Raw genomic sequence first — 17,050 nt, 5'->3', positions numbered from 1 at the left:
ATCCACTTACCGGGGAATGCGCCCCCGGTCACAACCTGGTGAAATTTCTGCAGGCCGCCGGGTGCGCGGCAATAGCGCGGTCTACGTTTAATTAAGGAGATATTCTACCGGCACGGCTGCCTTCTGATTTCATTACGACAGGAGTAATACGTATGAGCAAAAAATTTGCCCGTAGCAGCCTGTGCGCGCTCGGCATGACGGTGTTGACTGCGCAAGCGGCGGAGCCGCCAAAAGAGATCGGTCAGGGCGAAGGACGGCTGGATATTATTGCCTGGCCGGGCTACATCGAGCGCGGCGAGACCGATAAAGCCTACGACTGGGTCACCGCTTTTGAAAAAGAGACCGGCTGCAAAGTGAACGTCAAAACCGCCGCCACCTCTGATGAGATGGTCAGCCTGATGGCGAAGGGTGGTTACGACCTGGTGACCGCCTCCGGCGACGCCTCCCTGCGTCTGATCATGGGCAAACGCGTTCAGCCCATTAACCCCGACCTGATCCCCAACTGGAAAACCATTGACCCGCGGATCGTCAAAGGCGAGTGGTTTAACGTCGATGGCAAGGCGTACGGCACCCCGTATCAGTGGGGGCCAAACCTGCTGATGTACAACACCAAAACTTTCCCGACCCCGCCTGACAGCTGGGGCGTGGTATTTAAAGAACAAAACCTCCCGGACGGCAAAAGCAACAAAGGGCGGGTTCAGGCCTACGATGGCCCGATCTACATCGCCGATGCGGCGCTCTACGTCAAAGCCACCCAGCCCGATCTGGGGATCACCGATCCTTATCAGCTGACGGAGGCGCAGTACGCGGCGGTGGTGAAAGTGCTGAAAGATCAGCGTCCGCTTATCCACCGCTACTGGCACGACACCACCGTGCAGATGAGTGATTTCAAGAACGAAGGGGTAGTCGCCTCCAGCGCCTGGCCGTATCAGGCTAACGCCCTGAAAGGCGAGAATCAGCCGATTGGCACCGTCTTCCCGAAAGAGGGGGTAACGGGCTGGGCGGACACCACCATGCTCCATGCCGACGCCAAACATCCGATGTGTGCCTACAAGTGGATGAACTGGTCCCTGACGCCAAAAGTGCAGGGCGATCTGGCGGGATGGTTTGGTTCACTGCCGGTGGTGGCGGAAGGCTGTAAAGCCAGCACCCTGCTGGGCGACAAAGGCTGTGAAACCAACGGCTACAACTATTTCGACAAGATCATGTTCTGGAAAACGCCAACCGCCAACGGCGGCAAGTTTGTGCCTTACAGCCGCTGGGTGCAGGACTACATCGCCATCATGGGCGGTCGTTAAGCGCCAGGGAGCGGATTATGACGTACGCAGTAGAGTTTAACGATGTCTCGCGCCTGTATGGCGACGTGCGTGCGGTGGACGGGGTAACGATCCGCATCCGTGACGGGGAGTTTTTCTCCATGCTGGGGCCTTCGGGCTCCGGCAAAACCACCTGCCTGCGCCTGATAGCGGGTTTTGAACAGCTGAGCGGTGGCAGCATCTCGATCTTTGGCAAAGACGCCAGCGAGCTCCCGCCCTGGGAGCGCGACGTTAACACCGTCTTTCAGGACTACGCCCTGTTTCCCCACATGTCGATCCTCGAGAACGTGGCCTACGGGCTGATGGTCAAAGGGATCAACAAACCTACCCGTCAGGCCCAGGCGCGGGAAGCCCTGGACAAAGTCGGCCTTAGTTTCGCCGAGGCACGCAAACCCTCGCAGCTCTCCGGCGGCCAGCGTCAGCGGGTGGCGATTGCCCGGGCGCTGGTCAATCAGCCCCGGGTGCTGCTGCTGGATGAACCCCTCGGGGCGCTGGATCTGAAGCTGCGCGAGCAGATGCAGTTTGAACTGAAAAAACTGCAGCAGGAGCTGGGCATCACCTTTATTTTCGTCACCCACGATCAGGGCGAAGCCCTGTCGATGTCGGACCGGGTGGCGGTATTCAATAACGGGCGGATCGAGCAGGTGGATACCCCGCGCGAACTCTATCTGCGCCCGCGCACGCCGTTTGTGGCCAGCTTCGTCGGCACCTCGAACGTTTTCACCAACGCCCTGGCGCAGCGCGTCTGCGGCCTGACGGGGAGTTACTCCCTGCGCCCGGAGCATATCCGCCTCGACGGGGAGGGGGAAATCCAGGTTCAGGGCCGGGTCCAGGCCGTGCAGTTCCAGGGGGCTGCCACCCGTTACGAGCTACGCCTTGCCGAGGGGGAAAAGCTGCTGGTGAGCCAGGCGAACCTTACCGGTTCCGGGCTGGCGACAGGCGTGGAGCCCGGGCAGATGGTGACTGCCTCCTGGGCGCGCGACGCCATGGTGCCGCTGAATGAGGAGGGGTGATATGGACATGAGCGTTTCGCCTCCTCCGGCATCGCACGGCCTTGCGGGCCGCTTGTCAGCGCTGTTCTGGCGCAGACCGGCCCTGGGGCTGTTCTTACTTCTGCTCGGCCCGCTGATGTGGTTTGGCATCGTTTATCTGGGGTCGCTGTTTGCTCTGCTATGGCAGGGGTTCTACACCTTCGATGACTTCACCATGTCGGTGACGCCGGACCTGACCTTCGCCAACATCCGCGCCCTGTTTAACCCCGCCAACTACGACATCATCCTGCGAACCCTGACGATGGCGATCGCCGTCACTATCGGCAACGCGATCCTCGCTTTCCCGATGGCCTGGTATATGGCGCGCTACACCCGCGGGAAGTGGAAAGCCTTCTTCTATATCGCGGTGATGCTGCCGATGTGGGCCAGCTACATCGTTAAAGCCTACGCCTGGACGCTGCTGCTGGCGAAAGACGGCGTGGCGCAGTGGTTTCTCAGCCATATGGGGCTGGAAGGGGTGCTGACCTCGCTGTTGACGGTACCCGGCATCGGCGGCAGTACGCTCTCCACCTCCGGGCTGGGACGTTTCCTGGTGTTCGTCTATATCTGGCTACCGTTTATGATCCTGCCGGTGCAGGCGGCGCTTGAGCGTCTGCCGCCGTCTCTGCTGCAGGCCTCTGCCGACCTGGGCGCCCGCCCGCGGCAGACCTTCCGCTACGTGGTGCTACCTCTGGCCATCCCGGGCATTGCCGCGGGATCGATCTTCACCTTCTCCCTGACGCTGGGCGACTTTATCGTCCCGCAGCTGGTGGGCCCGCCGGGGTACTTTATCGGGCAGATGGTGTATTCCCAGCAGGGGGCGATCGGCAATATGCCGATGGCAGCCGCCTTTACGCTGGTGCCCATTGTTCTCATCACTGTCTATCTGGCGTTCGTGAAGCGCCTTGGAGCGTTTGATGCACTCTGAACGCGCGCCGCTGTTCCTGAAAATTGCCACCTGGGGCGGGGTGATCTTCCTCCACTTCCCGCTGCTGATTATTGCCATCTATGCTTTTAATACGGAGGACGCCGCGTTCAGTTTTCCGCCCCAGGGGCTGACGCTGAAGTGGTTCAGCGCGGCGGCGGGGCGCAGCGACATTATCGAAGCGGTGACGTTGTCACTAAAAATCGCTGCGCTCTCAACGGTGATTGCGCTGGTGCTGGGCACCCTGGCGGCCGCAGCGTTATGGCGGCGGGAGTTCTTTGGTAAGAACGCGGTGTCGCTGATGCTGATCCTGCCGATTGCCCTGCCAGGGATCATCACTGGCCTGGCGCTGCTGACGGCGTTCAAGACCATCAATCTGGAGCCCGGTTTCTTCACCATCATTCTCGGTCATGCCACATTCTGCGTGGTGGTGGTGTTCAATAATGTGATCGCCCGTTTCCGACGCACCTCATGGAGCCTGGTGGAAGCGTCAATGGATCTGGGGGCTAACGGCTGGCAAACCTTCCGCTACGTGGTGCTGCCCAACCTGGGCTCGGCGCTGCTGGCGGGGGGCATGCTGGCCTTCGCGCTGTCGTTCGACGAGATCATCGTCACGACCTTTACCGCCGGACATGAGCGCACCCTGCCGCTGTGGCTGTTAAACCAGCTCGGCCGCCCGCGTGATGTCCCGGTGACCAACGTGGTGGCCCTGCTGGTAATGCTGGTGACCGCGATACCCATTCTGGGGGCCTGGTGGCTCACCCGCGACGGCGAAACCATTGCCGGCAGCGGGAAATAACGTTGATTTCAACAGGACAATACTATGCAAACTCAACTGCTGATTAATGGTGAACTGGTCAACGGCGAAGGGGAAAAGCAGCCGGTCTATAACCCCGCGACCGGCGAAGTACTGCTGGAGATCGCCGAAGCCTCCGCTGAACAGGTCGATGCTGCCGTGCTGGCCGCCGACCGGGCCTTTATCGAGTGGGGACGTACCACGCCGAAAAGCCGCGCCGAGTGCCTGCTCAAACTGGCCGACACCATCGAAGCCAATGCCGACACGCTGGCCCGGCTGGAGTCGCAAAACTGTGGCAAGCCGCTGCACTGCGTACTGGGAGATGAGATTCCGGCGATAGCCGACGTGTTTCGCTTCTTTGCCGGGGCGGCGCGCACCCTGCACGGCTCGGCGGCGGGGGAATATCTGGAGGGGCACACCTCGCTGATCCGCCGCGACCCGGTGGGGGTTGTCGCCTCGATTGCGCCCTGGAACTACCCCCTGATGATGGCAGCCTGGAAGCTGGCCCCGGCGCTGGCCGCCGGGAACTGCGTGGTGCTTAAACCTTCTGAAATCACGCCGCTCACCGCTCTCAAGCTGGCGGAGCTGGCAAAAGAAATTTTCCCTGCCGGGGTGCTTAACGTGCTGTTCGGGCGAGGTAAAACGGTCGGCGATCCGCTGACCGGGCATGAAAAGGTGCGGATGGTGTCGCTCACCGGCTCTATCGCCACCGGGGAACACATCATCGGCCATACCGCCTCGTCCATTAAGCGCACCCATATGGAGCTGGGCGGCAAAGCGCCGGTGATCGTTTTTGATGACGCTGACCTTGACGCGGTGGTGGAGGGGGTACGCACCTTCGGCTTCTACAACGCCGGGCAGGACTGTACTGCCGCCTGTCGCATCTACGCGCAAAAAGGCATTTACACGAAGCTGGTGGAAAAACTGGGTGCCGCAGTCGCCAGCCTGAAGATCGGCGCCCCGGATGATGAGAGCACCGAACTCGGCCCGCTAAGCTCGCAGGCGCACCTCGACCGGGTGTGTAAAGCGGTGGATGAGGCCAAAGCCCTGGGGCATGTGCAGGTGATCGCTGGCGGCAGCAAGCACGACGGCAAAGGCTATTACTTCCAGCCGACCCTGCTGGCAGGAGCGAAGCAGGAGGACGCCATCGTACAGCGGGAGGTGTTTGGCCCGGTGGTCAGCGTCACCGAATTTGACGATGAGGATCAGGTCCTGGAGTGGGCCAATGAATCCCAGTACGGGCTGGCCTCCTCGGTCTGGACCCAGGATGTGGGCCGCGCGCACCGGATCAGCGCCCGCCTGCAGTATGGCTGCACCTGGGTGAACACCCACTTTATGCTGGTGAGTGAAATGCCTCACGGGGGGATGAAAATGTCGGGCTACGGCAAAGATATGTCGGTGTATGGTCTGGAGGATTACACCGTGGTCAGGCACGTGATGTTTAAGCACTGATAAGCCTCACCGCCGGTTCTGGGAGACTAAGCCGGCGGTGATTTAATATATTCTTTAAGTGAATATATTTAATATTTATCTTTTATATCCCCGCGAGAATATATCGTCAGTTTTTTTTAACTATTACCCTAAATTAAATCGCCAGGCCGCCGATACCGAAGTAAATCCATAATAAAATCGCCCTGACCATGCTTGCAATTAATCATAACGAGATTGCCGGGCTCTCGCTTAAGTCCCGGAATACCAACAGTACTTTACTGTCCCAGACCATTGAACGGCTGTCGTCCGGCTTGCGTATTAACAGCGCGAAGGATGACGCAGCCGGGCAGGCGATTGCCAACCGCATGACCGCCAACATTAATGCGGATGGGGTGATTTCCCGTGGGCTGGATGACGCGATAAGCCTGGCGCAGACGGCAGAAGGGAGTCTGAGCGATATCGGCGCTATGCTGATCAGAGCCAAAAGTCTGGCCATTCAGGCGGCAACTGGTACTTTATCGCAGTCTGACCGCAACAGTATCAACCAGGAGTATCAGCAGATCCTCGGGACGATTACTCAAGTCTCTGAGCAAACTGAAATATTTGGTCAATATCCGCTGGCAACGGATAAACCGGTATTACCGCCGCAATTAATTGGCGATGTTGCACCGCTGGACCGTAAATTCCCGGTGGCCGGAACAGATTATTCTTTCAGTTCCGGTGTTATTCCGCTGGCCTATATTCCCGCCGGGTCGATCAATATCAGCATTACCATTGATTCGCTGGGTCTGGATGACGATCTGCAGATATTTACCCGGGATGGCAAACATCTCGCGGGCACGCCTTTATCCGGCCCGGACGCGGATTATACCTGGGTCAGCCGTGGCATTACCGATGGCGCCAAAGCCACCGCCTCGGTGCTGACGGCCAAAAACGGATTTGACAGCGGAGCAGTGTATGATGACTCGCAGCTGATTTCTGGCGGTGCCAGCTGGAGCCTCAGCGGTGAAACGCTCAACTATAACGGGATGACCATTACCTACAGCGGGGATGGGGATCGCTATGAAGATGTGGCCTCCGGAGCCTGGAACGACGGCGCTAACGGCTCAAACCGCATCGAACGCGTTACGCTGGATACCGTTACGGAAGATTTGCTGGTGATGGTGGTGGGGAGCGGCTCCTTTACCAGCAATATCACCTGGGGAACCTTACCGACACCGACGATCACCCCGGCGGTTCCGCCGAAGCAGAGTCGCCCCGTTGAGATAGTGACCAGTGCCAATTTCGGTGAAGCCATGCAGTCCACGACCATCGAGCCAACGCCGACAGATCTGAAGACCCTGCAGCTGGAAAATACCGACATGATCACCGAGGCGGGCGCTCGCAAGTGCATGGGGTTACTGGATGCCGCGCTGGAGAAGGTGAGTGGCTATCGCGCGCAGTATGGCGCGGCGATCAACCGGTTTGAATCCAGTAAGGCGGTGCTCTCCCAGCAGAGCATCTCCCTGCAAACGGCCCGCAGCCGCATTCAGGATGCCGACTACGCCGCCGAGGCCAGCCAGCTTGCCCGGGCGCAGATCCTGGAACAGAGCCAGAATGCGGCCCTGAAAATGGCGAATCAGGTGCCGCAGACGGTGCTTGAACTGCTCAAAATGTAACGGGGGGCGGCTACCAGCCGCACACCTCGTGTTCATTCTCCGTGTCGTACGCGCGCACCGTATTCACCAGATCTTTTACTACCTGAGCGGCGACGTCCGGGATCATCAGCTCCATCGGGGCGTCCGTCTCGTAATCCACCGATACGCCGTTGCTGTTGTTGGTCACGGTGACGGTATAAGTTGCTTTGCCCATGATGTTACTCCTTCTCTATTTACGACTTCTTAGTACGTCGGGTTCAACAAAAAAGTCGATATTGAAATACGTATCGTCGGTCATCACTTCGATGTGGTGCCAGCGTTCAGGCGGGAATACGCCGAAATGCCCGGCTTCAATGATCAGAACGCTGTCGGGATCGGGCGAGGTTTCGTCAGCATAACCGAGATAACGCACCGCACCCTGCATCACGCTGAGACGAGGATAGACGCCGGGCTGCGTCCCGGTATCGAGATGGCGTTTAAAAATCCCCGGCGGGGCGGTCTCTTTGGTCCAGAATGGGGTGGAGCGGGTGTGAATACAACTTTGCGGAATACGCAGCATAACGTCCTCCTTATAAAAAGTGAGGATATTACAGCACGGATCGCCTACCGGCACTTACCAGAAAGTGCATTTAAAATGCGGCTTTAAAGTAGTACTCCTCAGTTGGGCTATACTTACTCATTCCGAAGGCCATAAAGGAGAGTCTTATGCTACACGTCGATAAAGACAAATCCCGTAAAGTACCCGACTCGGGGAATAAGAAGCCTCAGCCGGTGAAGAAGTAGTCCCGGAAATCAGGGCCGCATAGTGCGGCCCTTTTAATTGAAAGCGTCACGCCAGAGATGTAGCTAAAGCTACTCAATTGTTAGTAACCATAAAATCTATGTGGCTAATATGTAACAAAAAACTTGATCTGGTTCAACATTTGCCGCATATTGCGCGCGGTTATTGAACAGCAGATTGGGTGAATGAGATGACGTTGTACCAGAAAATGTTAATGTTTTACGCCATCATGGCGACCATCTGTGCGCTTATCACCTGGTTTCTCTCTAAAGATCGCAAACGCATCCGCTTCCTGAGCGCCTTTCTGGTGGGCTCCACCTGGCCGATGAGTTTCCCGGTTGCGCTGCTGATCTCTCTCTTCTAAAAGCCGCCCCTGCGCGGCTTTTTGCCGGATGCGCTGCAAGCACCTTATCCGGCCTACAAACTGCATCGTCCGTAGGCCTGATAAGCGCAGCGCCATCAGGCGAGCAAGGCCTGCAACGCCTTGCGATCCTCCATCGACATATCGTGCGGATGCTGATACCCGATGTTATCAATCGCCTGGGTGTACAACGCCACCAGCCAGTCATAGACATAGGCCGTGGCCGCATGCACCGGCTGCTCGCCGAGGCGGGTCAGGCGGGGCGCGCTGCTGTTAACCGTTGGGGTTACAAACACCGGCTGGCCTTTGCGGATGCGGCTGGCAGGGCGATCAGAAGCGGGTGTCTGCGCATAGCCGACCCAGCCCACGAAATTCCCCAGCGCGGCATGCAGCTGCGCAGCACTGCTTTTATCGGTATCGACAATCTTCTTCAGCTGAGCGAGCAGGTTCAGTCGATAGCTGGCGATCACCAGCACATCGCTAATCTTCTGTAACACCGCATTATCGAGCCCCAGACGGCTGGCGACGGCTTCATCGCGGCTCCACTGGCGCAGGTGATTCACCCAGACCTGATGGGCGAGGCGGGCTTTGTCCGTCGGCTGCCAGATCTCATCGGCATCCTGGGCGCTGTCGGCAAACAGGTCGATGGCGTCGGTAAACAGGCCGTTGACCTGCTCTTCGCGCGGCTGTTGTACCGCGAGCAGCGTTTCAAAGGCGCGCAGCGGCGGGAGCAACCCTTCCAGCAGCTCGCCATGACGGGCGGCGCTTCCCTGCAGGGTACGCACCATCGCTTCGGCGGCACCGCGCTGGGCGGCAGGATCCTGAGTCAATGGTGCCAGATACCCCTGCATCAGCTGGTGCAGTTCACGGTGATGGTGCTGGCGGAGGGCCAGCAGACGCGTCTGGCGTTGGGATGGCAATGTCGCCTGGGACAGCCACTCGATCACCCGCTGCATGCTGCTGCTGTCCAGCGCCTGCAGGGTGCCCCAGTGCTGACCGGGTTTGCCGAGCAGCTGCTGTACCGCTTCGTCGAGATTAGTCCGTCGGGTAAAGCGCGCATCCTGCGGGGTGATCGCCCACACCAGCCCCGGCAGGGCGGCGTCATCACCCGGCTGGGTCTCTTTCACCCAGTTGAGCAGCGTTTTTGCGGTTTTTGCCGTCTCGCCGTGGTGGGCGGTAGCGTTGCAGATCACCAGCACGTCCGGCTGGAGATGCTGGCGATAGTGCTCCAGCAGCCACTGCTGTTTGGCCTGAGCCAGGGGTAAATCAGGCTGGGTTGACGGGGCCGGAATATCGATAATATCCACCCCGGCCAGGGCGCTGTTTTCTACCGGCAGGATCAGCTCGCGGGTCAGCAGGGCCAGCACGTCCAGCGGGATGCTGATGGCGTTAAGCAGCTCGCCGTTGTGCAGCGGGTGCAGCACGGCCTGCTGCACGTCCGGCAGGGCCATGTCGCCCCGGGTGAGGAAGCCCTCGGTCGGCAGACCAAAGTTATCCACCAGCAGGCTCAGCGGCGCGGCGAGCGCCCGGGCATGACTGGTCTGATGCAGAATATGCGCCAGCTTCAGCCACTGCTGGGTCAGCTCCTGCTGTTCGCCCCACAGCAGCGACCAGACGCTGGCGCGGGTGCTCAGATCCAGCGACGGCAGCAGCAGGGCAAACTGGTGCCACAGGGCATCGTCCATCTGCTGGGCTGCGGCGGGCACCGTATCGCGCCAGTAGTGGGCGATGGTACCCACCTCGGCGGGCGTGATCCCCGGTACGCTCTGGGGCTGACGCAGGGCGCGCCACTTCTCCAGCCGGGCTTCAATCACGGTTTTGTCTACCGCCGGCAGCGTGGCGCGGGCCAGGAAGACCTGCACCAGTTCGGCCTCGGTGAGCAGACTCAGGCGCAGCGGAAAGGCGTCGTCCGCGATCTCTGCCGCGTTCGGGCTGAAGCGCAGCGCCATGTTGGTCAGGGCGTGGCCGGGGTTGATGTGTGAAAAATAGTCAAAGGTCCGCTGGCCGACAATCACGTTCATGCGCTGATTGTCGCTTCCGCACAGGGTGGCGAGCAGGTGGGCTTTCGCCGCCTGGGCGTGACCGTACAAGCCGATGGTGCTTCCTGAGGAGAGCGCCCGCTCGATGGCGTGCTCCCGCGCGTCGGCTATCGCCAGTCTGGCCAGCAGGGCGTCGGCGTCGTTATCGAGGATCGGGGCGTGCTGACGCGTTGTATTGATCCACCCGATTAACGCCTGAGTTGTGGTCGTCGTGGCTGTCATTTCAGGTATAGGCTCCCGCTGTCGATCCAGTAGTGGCTACCGCTGTGTCGGCGGTCGGCCAGGGTATTCAGTTTAAAGGTCAGGGCATCGGGTGGCACCGGGGTGCCGTCCTGCAGCCAGGCATCGCTCAGTTCAAAGGCTTCCGGGCCATCATGTTTGTTGCCGCCGCACAGCTTCAGGCGCACGTTCAGAACCCCATCCCCGGCGATGGATTTCGCCAGTTCCGCCGAGTTGATGCTCAGGGTGTAGAGCGGGGTGGCAGGCCAGCGGGCATTCGCCAGCTGACGGAAGCCGAGAGTCACGTTACCGCGCAGCGGGAAGTGCAGGCGGGTATCCAGCTTCGCCCCCGGTTTGTCGAGATCGATATCCTGATACCAGACGTTCTCGTCGCGCAGGGTGTTGACGGTATTATCCAGCACGCCGAGATAACGCACGGTGGAGTAGGCCCCGATATCCGCCGCCTTAAAGTTGAAGCGCGGCAGGCGCAGATCCAGCGCCAGGCTACAGAGCATCGCGCCAACCGCCGCGGTGGATTTCGGGTTGCCGATCCGCCCCTGCTGGCTGAACGGATACCACTCATGCACCCGGTACTTATCCAGCCACACCATCCGGCTGACCGGCACCGGCTGCAGATGGCGGATCAGCGCCTGAACGCCCGGCAGACAGCCCGGACGCCCGGTGATCAGCAGGATATCGCAGGCGTAGTGGGAGATCGCTTCCGCTACTGCGTGCAGCGGCGCGGCGAGGGTAAAGTGCCCGGCCAGCATCGCATCCTGCATCTCGCGGAAGTTAACGTGCAGCGGCACGGCGAACAGGTCGAACGGCTCAGAACCCGCAGGCAGAGCGTGTTCGATGGCCTGCTGGAGATAATTCATCACATTGCGCGTCGGCTTGCGGGTGAGCAGATCGCCAAAGGTGGCGTGCAGCCCGTCGAGCGGATTGTCGATATCGCTGGCTTCCCACGCGGCGAGGATCGCATGCCCAATCGGCATAAACAGCTGCAGCGCCGTCTGCTGGCGCAGCACCGCCTGGGTGTCGATGCGCCCGGAGTCGCCAAACAGCGAGGCCATCAACAGCGAGGCATCGGCAATGCCGGACTTCTGCAGCTGCGTCTGCAGGGCAGGCAGGACATAACGCTGGATCACATCCAGCAGGGTGTCATCGCCCGCCACCTTAAAGCCTTCGCGGAACAGTAGTTGGGGGGTGATTTTGACGTTACTGCCCGAGCCATCGTCGAGCTGGTAATGGGTGATCGCCATATCGGTGGTGCCTCCGCCGATATCAATCGAGGCCACGCGCAGGGCGCGACCCGGGGCGCAGCCTGGCTCCGGCTCGCGATCCGGGCGGGCTACCGCCGCGAAGAAGGCTTCGGTCTGGCCGTTGTAATGGGAGATCGCTTCGTTATAGAGCCATACCAGCTGGCCGCAGCTGGCTTCGTCCCACTCCATCTGGATCTCCGGCACCGGCACCACGCTTTTCTCCTGCTGCTTACGGCTGGAGAAGTCGTCATCCTGCGGGTGCCAGCCCATCGCTTTCCAGACGATGGCGATGGCTTCGAACATGCGGCGGCGGAAGATCTCGCGCTCCTGCTTCGGCATTGCCGACGGCAGGGTGAGGATCAGGGTGCGCAGCTGACGCGGCGACGCCGGGAAGCCCAGACGCAGACGAGTAGCCACGCTGTTGATCTGCCCCAGCGCCTGCGCCAGCAGTTCGCACAGCATGTGGGTCATCAGGGTGCTGCGGCTGTACTGCGGCGAGAAGACCGGCAGACGCTCATCCTGCGGCAGGGTGAACAGCGGCTGCCCGTCATCGTTCATCAGGTTCATCAGCGGGAAGGCGGTCGCCAGCGGTTCGCGCTGGGTTTTGCTGTTCATCTGGCTAAAGCGCCAGTCCTGCACCACCGGGGTTTCATCCCACAGGTAGCGGCGCGGGCTGGAGATGCCGCTGTTGCCTTCGGTACCCAGACGCTGGGTGGCCAGCTTCCGCGCTTCATCGCCGACGCGCACGATGGAAGGCCAGACAAAGGCGTCTTCCCGACCGCTCTCCACCGAGAAGTGCTGCTTGCCGAAGCGGGCTTCGGAAAACTCCAGACGGCTGGTAAACAGCGGCTCGTTGAGGAACTGCGGTTCGCTCAGGGAGCGCACCTGCAGCTCGGCGGTCTGGCGCAGGCCGTCGTTGGCATCGCCGTGGTCTTCAATGATCACGCCGCAGGTGTGGGTGTTGCCGACATCCAGAATCAGATCCACCGGGATCGCCGGGGTGCTGAGGGTATGGGTGACAAATTTCACTTCCGGCACGGTGAGCTGTTCGCCCAGCATCGCCATAATGTTCAGCCAGTGGGCCTGATACTCAAAGTTACGCATCGCCAGCTGCAGATCGCGCTCGGCGCGGTTCTCTACCCCCGCGGCATACTGGGTGAAGGCCTCGCGCAGCCAACCGTCAATCCAGGTCTGGTCGAGGAAGTTCGCCACTTCGTCATCGCGCCAGGCCAGCGCGAAGCGGGTGCCGTTAAGAATGTCGTTCTCCACCGGCGACAGAGGGCTGGTGGCGTGGGCGGCAATCTGGCTGTCCAGCGCCAGGGTCACGCGGTGGCTGTTCCCGGCGTTGTCCGGAGTCTTCAGCTTGCGCACCTGCACCCGCGCCCAGTTATCCGGACCATCAACAAAGGTGCGCGGCGGGTTAAAGCGTAAAAACGGCATCGGCAGCCAGACGCCGTCCAGTACCGCCAGCGACTGCTGGAGCAGAATGGTGCTTTCGGGTTTGACCACCTCCGGCTGTCCGCCGCCGGTGGTGGGCAGGGTGTAACGGCCATTCACCAGATCGAAGTTCAGGCGCAGCAGGGGGCCGTTCGCGGTTTTACGCACGAAACGTCCGCTCTGGGCGGAGTCCTGCGGCGTCAGGCCAAAATCAAGAAACTGAACGCCGCTGTTCGCAATCAGCGTGACGCTCTGTTTGTAGTCGCAAAGGTTTACCAGCATAGGATCACGCACCTGCCTTCCTGAATGTCAATGGAACTACGGTTTTCGCGTCATAGCGCGCGCTGCATTCCGCCACGTCGTTGGTACCGGCTTTACAGGTAATTTCCGGCATCGGGTAGCGCGAGCCGTCGGCGCAGCGGGCGTTGCCCCGGGTCTTGATCAGCAGCTCACCGTTGCTGTGCAGACCGGAGAAGACCTCTACGCGGCAGACCACGTTGTCGCCGTGAACGACGCGGGCCGTCCCTTTATTGTTCTGGATCTGATAGCGCAGTGACGGTGGTTTGCCGGTAATCGGATCGGTCACATCCAGCATCACCCGCCAGCTGCCGTTAAGAAAACGGGTCGAGCCGGATTTCACCTGACCGGCTTCCATCACCATCGCCTCTTTCGGGATCGCGGCAATCACCACCGGTTCGGCCGCGACCGGGGCCGGGGCTTTCACGGCGGCGACTTCAGCCTGGTGCAGCGGTAAATTCAGGGGCAGAGGTTCGACGGCGGCAACCGGTTTTGGCTCGATGGCCACCGGGGCGGCCGCCACGGCTTGTACCGGCTCAGCGGTAGGGGCGTGCTTCTGCCACAGCAGCGGGCCGGCAACGGCAGCAACCACGACGGCGGCAACCGGCAGCGGCCAGAGTGGAAGGCGGCGTTTTTTCGCGGCCACCACCACCGGGGTTGGTTCCGGCTCAGGCTCGCTGGCGGTCATCACCGGAGCGGGATGGGCCTCGTACAGATCGTCGGCGGTGATATGCACCGTTGAGGGGGCAGCAACCAGCGGTTCATCGGCTTTTTCAAAGACGATGGCCGGTTCCGGCTCGGATTCAGGCTCGGGCTCAACAACCGGGGCAGGCATTGGGGCCGGCAGCAGGGAAGCGCGCAGGCAGTCGAGGATATCCTCCCGCGCATTTTCATTGAGGTTCACAAACCCCCAGAAGGTGATCACCGGCTTGCCGTCCACCAGGAACAGGAAGTTCTCGCCAGGAAACTGAAACGCTTTAGAGAGCAGGGAACCAAACAGCTGCTGGGCGGTTTTTGGCGACTGGAGCGATTTTTTGCTCAGGGACTCGACGCTGGACAGGGTGCTTTCCAGCAGGCGCAGGGCCCGGAAGCGCGCGTCTTCGTCGGCGGCTTTCCAGCTGGTCACGGTGCCTTCCGTGGGCGAGTACCAGTCTACCCGGTCGCCTTCATCATTGACCTGCGGGATCGCCAGGCAGTCGACAATCGACTGCTGTTTGCGCAGGCGCAGGGCTTCACGGATTTGCAATGCTGATTCAAAAACGGCCTGTCCGCCGCCGCCAACGGCCTGAAAATCATCAAGATTGCCGCTGCGTAAAAGGGTTTTTGCCACGATTTGGTCCCATAGACTTTTTCACGCGTCTACTTTACGAAATCTGCGGGCAAGCAAACGGCAGAAGAGACGGCAAAAGCGGCGATTTCTTACAGCATTGAGGCAGCGGAAAGTGCTTGACGTTGAATGTACCTTAAGGCAAATCACTCTCCCGCGGCTGGTGGGAAAATCAGCGGAAATAACTGCTTTAGAATAACCTGATAGTGTTTCGTTATTTGCCAGAGGAGAGGGGCTATGCTGTTATTACCCTTCTGTATAATAAAACCAAACAGGTAATAAACATGTCTACAGGGAAAACGCTCCTCGCGCTGGCATTAAGCGCGTTGTTACCGGCAGGTGCCGCCTCGGCGGCGAAAAACGACACCATTATCTATTGCTCAGAGGCCTCGCCTGAGTCGTTCAACCCGCAGATCGCCAGCTCCGGCCCGACCTTTGTCGCCAGTTCGCAGGTGCTGTATAACCGCCTGATTAACTTTGATCCGGTCAAAAATACCCCGGTACCGTCGCTGGCAGAATCCTGGACCATCTCCCCGGATGGCAAAACCTATACCTTTACCCTGCGCAAAGGGGTGAAGTTCAACAGCAATAAATTCTTCAAACCGACCCGCGACTTTAATGCCGACGACGTTATTTTCTCGGTGCTGCGTCAGAAAGACCCTAATCACCCGTACCACAAGGTGTCACAGGGCAACTATGAATACTTCAATGACGTCGGGCTGGATAAGCTGATCCAGGAGGTGAAGAAGGTAGATGATACCCACGTTCAGTTTGTATTGAGCGAACCTAATGCCGCGTTCCTCGCCGACTGGGGGATGGACTTTGCCTCGATCCTCTCTGCGGAATATGCCGACGCGATGCTGAAGAAAGGCACCCCGGAGAACGTCGATACCTGGCCGATCGGCACCGGGCCGTACGTGCTCCAGCAGTACAAAACCGATTCCCAGATCCGCTATCTGGCTAACCCGAATTACTGGGATGGCGAGGTGCCGACCAAACATCTGATCTTCTCCATCACCCCGAACGTTGAGACTCGTCTGGCGAAGCTGCAGACCAACGAGTGCCAGATTATCCCTGCGCCATCCCCGGTGCAGTTTGATGTGATTAAGAAAAACAACGATCTGGCCCTGCACTCGGTAGATGCGCTGAACGTCGGTTATCTGGCGTTTAACACCGAGAAAAAACCGTTTGATAACGTGCTGGTGCGTCAGGCGCTGAACTACGCCACCGATAAAAAAGCGATTATTAACGCGGTGTTTATGGGTTCCGGCACGGTGGCAAAATCGCCGATCCCGCCGAATATGATGGGCTTTAATAAAGATTTGCAGGACTACAGCTACGATCCGGAAAAAGCGAAAGCGCTGCTGAAACAGGCCGGGCTGGAGCAGGGGGCGGAAGTGACCCTGTGGTCGATGCCGGTGCAGCGTCCCTATAACCCGAACTCACGCCGCATTGCCGAGATGATCCAGAGCGACTGGGCGAAGGTGGGGATTAAGGCGAAGATCGTCTCCTATGAGTGGGGCGAATATCTCTCCGGGATGCGTAAAGGCGAGCACGACAGCGCGCTGTTTGGCTGGATGTCGGATAACGGCGACCCGGATAACTTCGCCGATGTACTGCTGGGCTGCAACAGCATTAAAACCGGCTCCAATGCTGCGCGCTGGTGCGACAAGGGCTATGATGACCTCGTCCAGAAAGCGAAGCTCACCAGCGACCCGGCTGCCCGCACGAAGCTTTATAGCCAGGCGCAGGAGATCTTCTACCAGCAGGCGCCGTGGATTGCGCTGGCGAACGGCAAAACCTTCTATGCTACCCGCAGCAACGTCAGCGGGTATAGCGTCAGCCTGATGGGGAGCGATTTCTCGAAGGCGAAGCTTAACTGAGTCTGGTGCGGCCTGAGCCCCTCACCCTGACCCTCTCCCCATAGGGGAGAGGGAAAAAAACATAAGGAGTGACAATGTCACATTTAGAGGAAGTGATCGCCCGCGTTGATGCGGCGGTTGAGGAAAGCGTGATCGTTCATATGAACGAGCTGCTGATCGAATTAAGCGAAGATACCGAACTCAGCCGGGAAGATCGCTATACCCAGCAGCAGCGTCTGCGCACTACCATCGCCCATCACGGCAAACACTATAAAGAGGATCAGGAGGCCCGTCAGGAGAGCCTGACCAAAGGCGGAGTGATCCTCTGA

At 59.7% G+C, this 17,050-nt stretch carries 14 protein-coding genes; 9 read left to right on the top strand and 5 right to left on the bottom strand.

What is annotated here, in order from left to right; translation table 11 throughout:
* The first annotated feature begins 152 nt into the window (after positions 1 to 152).
* From ydcS to SOM40_RS11685, 6 genes are all read left to right on the top strand, one after another.
* Positions 153 to 1,298, top strand: coding sequence for a putative ABC transporter substrate-binding protein YdcS (gene ydcS, locus SOM40_RS11710; protein WP_313825087.1), 1,146 nt, complete (start codon positions 153 to 155; stop codon positions 1,296 to 1,298).
* A 17-nt stretch (positions 1,299 to 1,315) separates the two neighbouring features.
* Positions 1,316 to 2,329: an ABC transporter ATP-binding protein gene (locus SOM40_RS11705; protein WP_320531103.1), complete on the top strand. Its 1,014-nt coding sequence runs from the start codon at positions 1,316 to 1,318 to the stop codon at positions 2,327 to 2,329.
* Position 2,330: 1 nt separating this feature from the next.
* Positions 2,331 to 3,275 (top strand): ABC transporter permease, encoded by a 945-nt coding sequence (locus SOM40_RS11700; protein WP_320531102.1) that lies wholly within the window; start codon positions 2,331 to 2,333, stop codon positions 3,273 to 3,275.
* On the top strand, positions 3,265 to 4,071 hold the full coding sequence (locus SOM40_RS11695; protein WP_225758735.1) for an ABC transporter permease: 807 nt from the start codon (positions 3,265 to 3,267) through the stop codon (positions 4,069 to 4,071). Before SOM40_RS11700 ends, SOM40_RS11695 begins: the two co-directional genes overlap by 11 nt.
* A gap of 24 nt (positions 4,072 to 4,095) precedes the next feature.
* Positions 4,096 to 5,520: an aminobutyraldehyde dehydrogenase gene (gene patD, locus SOM40_RS11690; protein ID WP_166182525.1), complete on the top strand. Its 1,425-nt coding sequence runs from the start codon at positions 4,096 to 4,098 to the stop codon at positions 5,518 to 5,520.
* A gap of 188 nt (positions 5,521 to 5,708) precedes the next feature.
* A complete protein-coding gene (locus tag SOM40_RS11685; protein WP_320531101.1) occupies positions 5,709 to 7,157 on the top strand; it encodes a flagellin N-terminal helical domain-containing protein in 1,449 nt (482 codons plus the stop codon).
* A gap of 10 nt (positions 7,158 to 7,167) precedes the next feature.
* Here the strand turns inward: SOM40_RS11685 and SOM40_RS11680 are convergent, their stop codons facing one another.
* Both SOM40_RS11680 and SOM40_RS11675 read right to left on the bottom strand, forming a co-directional pair.
* Positions 7,168 to 7,350, bottom strand: coding sequence for a DUF1869 domain-containing protein (locus tag SOM40_RS11680; protein WP_059307860.1), 183 nt, complete (start codon positions 7,348 to 7,350; stop codon positions 7,168 to 7,170).
* A 15-nt stretch (positions 7,351 to 7,365) separates the two neighbouring features.
* Positions 7,366 to 7,695, bottom strand: coding sequence for a TehB family protein (locus SOM40_RS11675; RefSeq protein WP_225758737.1), 330 nt, complete (start codon positions 7,693 to 7,695; stop codon positions 7,366 to 7,368).
* Positions 7,696 to 8,107: 412 nt separating this feature from the next.
* Here SOM40_RS11675 and SOM40_RS11670 point away from each other — a divergent pair, with 412 nt between their 5' ends.
* Positions 8,108 to 8,281 carry a GhoT/OrtT family toxin gene (locus SOM40_RS11670; protein ID WP_106993544.1) on the top strand — a complete coding sequence of 58 codons (174 nt, stop codon included), beginning with the start codon at positions 8,108 to 8,110 and terminating at the stop codon, positions 8,279 to 8,281.
* 95 nt (positions 8,282 to 8,376) lie between these two features.
* On the opposite strand, the gene SOM40_RS11665 is transcribed toward SOM40_RS11670, so the two are convergent.
* Genes SOM40_RS11665 through SOM40_RS11655 form a run of 3 tightly spaced genes read right to left on the bottom strand, consistent with a single transcriptional unit; the run spans position 8,377 to position 14,862 of the window.
* Complete coding sequence (locus tag SOM40_RS11665; RefSeq protein WP_320531100.1) at positions 8,377 to 10,539, bottom strand: virulence factor SrfC family protein; 2,163 nt, start codon at positions 10,537 to 10,539, stop codon at positions 8,377 to 8,379.
* Complete coding sequence (locus SOM40_RS11660) at positions 10,536 to 13,517, bottom strand: virulence factor SrfB (protein WP_320531122.1); 2,982 nt, start codon at positions 13,515 to 13,517, stop codon at positions 10,536 to 10,538. The genes SOM40_RS11665 and SOM40_RS11660 overlap by 4 nt, the downstream gene beginning before the upstream one ends.
* Positions 13,518 to 13,521: 4 nt before the next feature.
* Complete coding sequence (locus tag SOM40_RS11655; RefSeq protein ID WP_320531099.1) at positions 13,522 to 14,862, bottom strand: SrfA family protein; 1,341 nt, start codon at positions 14,860 to 14,862, stop codon at positions 13,522 to 13,524.
* Positions 14,863 to 15,143: 281 nt separating this feature from the next.
* Between SOM40_RS11655 and SOM40_RS11650 the strand changes: the two genes are divergently transcribed.
* Together SOM40_RS11650 and SOM40_RS11645 are read left to right on the top strand one after the other, a co-directional pair.
* A complete protein-coding gene (locus tag SOM40_RS11650) occupies positions 15,144 to 16,742 on the top strand; it encodes an ABC transporter substrate-binding protein (protein ID WP_320531098.1) in 1,599 nt (532 codons plus the stop codon).
* 74 nt (positions 16,743 to 16,816) lie between these two features.
* The gene (locus tag SOM40_RS11645; protein WP_262673725.1) at positions 16,817 to 17,050 is read left to right on the top strand and encodes a YdcY family protein; all 234 of its coding nucleotides are present in this window, start codon (positions 16,817 to 16,819) and stop codon (positions 17,048 to 17,050) included.

The organism is Leclercia sp. CFBP8987 (genome assembly GCF_034044995.2).
Taxonomy (GTDB): domain Bacteria; phylum Pseudomonadota; class Gammaproteobacteria; order Enterobacterales; family Enterobacteriaceae; genus Enterobacter; species Enterobacter tamurae.
Note: the sequence above shows the minus strand (reverse complement) of the source record. Positions and strands in the feature narration are given on the sequence as shown.

Coding starts and splice junctions, on each gene's coding strand:
- SOM40_RS11670 (WP_106993544.1), top strand. CDS start 8,108: ATGACGTTGTACCAGAAAATGTTAATGTTTTACGCCATCATGGCGACC.
- SOM40_RS11645 (WP_262673725.1), top strand. CDS start 16,817: ATGTCACATTTAGAGGAAGTGATCGCCCGCGTTGATGCGGCGGTTGAG.
- SOM40_RS11675 (WP_225758737.1), bottom strand. CDS start 7,695: ATGCTGCGTATTCCGCAAAGTTGTATTCACACCCGCTCCACCCCATTC.
- ydcS (WP_313825087.1), top strand. CDS start 153: ATGAGCAAAAAATTTGCCCGTAGCAGCCTGTGCGCGCTCGGCATGACG.
- SOM40_RS11685 (WP_320531101.1), top strand. CDS start 5,709: ATGCTTGCAATTAATCATAACGAGATTGCCGGGCTCTCGCTTAAGTCC.
- patD (WP_166182525.1), top strand. CDS start 4,096: ATGCAAACTCAACTGCTGATTAATGGTGAACTGGTCAACGGCGAAGGG.
- SOM40_RS11665 (WP_320531100.1), bottom strand. CDS start 10,539: ATGACAGCCACGACGACCACAACTCAGGCGTTAATCGGGTGGATCAAT.
- SOM40_RS11660 (WP_320531122.1), bottom strand. CDS start 13,517: ATGCTGGTAAACCTTTGCGACTACAAACAGAGCGTCACGCTGATTGCG.
- SOM40_RS11695 (WP_225758735.1), top strand. CDS start 3,265: ATGCACTCTGAACGCGCGCCGCTGTTCCTGAAAATTGCCACCTGGGGC.
- SOM40_RS11705 (WP_320531103.1), top strand. CDS start 1,316: ATGACGTACGCAGTAGAGTTTAACGATGTCTCGCGCCTGTATGGCGAC.
- SOM40_RS11650 (WP_320531098.1), top strand. CDS start 15,144: ATGTCTACAGGGAAAACGCTCCTCGCGCTGGCATTAAGCGCGTTGTTA.
- SOM40_RS11700 (WP_320531102.1), top strand. CDS start 2,331: ATGGACATGAGCGTTTCGCCTCCTCCGGCATCGCACGGCCTTGCGGGC.
- SOM40_RS11680 (WP_059307860.1), bottom strand. CDS start 7,350: ATGGGCAAAGCAACTTATACCGTCACCGTGACCAACAACAGCAACGGC.